General features: G+C 22.8%; 2 protein-coding genes. Both read left to right on the top strand.

Going from position 1 to position 1,125, the window contains the following annotated elements:
- The first annotated feature begins 123 nt into the window (after positions 1 to 123).
- The gene (locus HNP67_RS06825; protein ID WP_184125820.1) at positions 124 to 432 is read left to right on the top strand and encodes a hypothetical protein; all 309 of its coding nucleotides are present in this window, start codon (positions 124 to 126) and stop codon (positions 430 to 432) included.
- A gap of 183 nt (positions 433 to 615) precedes the next feature.
- Positions 616 to 1,125, top strand: a 510-nt coding sequence (bdr, locus tag HNP67_RS06820) for a Bdr family repetitive protein (protein ID WP_184125818.1), incomplete at its 3' end; no start/stop codon positions are given.

Below are 1,125 nucleotides of genomic sequence, written 5' to 3'. Positions count from 1 at the left end.
AAATTCTCTTTTATAATCTTAAAATCGTTTATTTCTATTGTATTTAAAAGCATTTTATATTTTGGGATAAATTCTTAATAAGGATATAAGATTACTAATATACTATTTATTAAGGAGCACAATATGCAAAAAATTAATTTATTAATATTATTTATGTTTATTATCAATATTAGTAATTTAATTTCATATGAAATTAAAAAAGATGAAATTATTAAAGTTAAAACTTTAATAGCTGCCTTTAAAAGTCCTAGCGAGTCTTACTTTAATTTTTCTGTAAAAAAAGAAGACAAAAACAAATCTCCAGCTGAAGTTTTGGGAATAGGATTGGTTAATTTTATTAACCAAATAGGAGCCGAAAATATTATTGAAATCAAGACAATAAATCATATTGGGGGGGTAGCATTTGTTGTACTATACAAAGAAAAAAAATAATTTAAGGGTTTTATAATATTTTTTTTAAAAAAACTACTGTAAAAAAATTTAAAACTGATATTTGGAGTTAAAAATGTAAATTACAAAAAGGTTTGTCTTGCAAGAAATTCTACTTTACATATAAAAATCTCTAAGGCCAATCAATCTAAAATAGTGTATAATATGACTATAAGGGAAAATATTATGGAAACAGTGTCAACAAATATTGTAGGTGTAAGTCAAGAACAAATATATAAAGAGTTTCTTCGACTAGGCATGGAACAACTAATAGCACAAGATTTGTCTAAAAGATATTATCACAATGAGCTAACATATAGAGATTTAGAAAATTTAGAAAAACAATTTGATATAAAGTTTGATAATCTTGTTTCTAAAATAGATAATGTCAAAAATGAGCTTAACACTAAAATTGATAATGTAGAGAAGAATTTACAAAAGGATATATCTAATTTAGATATCAAAATAGATAATGTTGAAAAGAATTTAAATCTAAAAATAGATGGTTTAGACACTAAGATTGATAATGTAGAAAAGAATTTAAACGCAAAAATAGACAATGTAGAGAAGAATTTAAATCTAAAAATAGATAATTTAGACACTAAGATTGATAATGTAGAAAAGAATTTAAATGCTAAGATTGATAATGTAGAAAAGAATTTAATGTCTCTTTCAGAAATGCTTAAATGGGTATTA

The sequence above is a fragment of the Borreliella californiensis genome (genome assembly GCF_014205885.1).
Classification (GTDB): Bacteria; Spirochaetota; Spirochaetia; order Borreliales; family Borreliaceae; genus Borreliella; species Borreliella californiensis.
The sequence above is the reverse complement of the archived record's forward strand: the minus strand, read 5'-3'. Positions and strand labels throughout refer to the sequence as shown.

Excerpts from the sequence above, each read along its gene's own strand:
- HNP67_RS06825 (WP_184125820.1), top strand. The coding sequence starts at position 124 with ATGCAAAAAATTAATTTATTAATATTATTTATGTTTATTATCAATATT.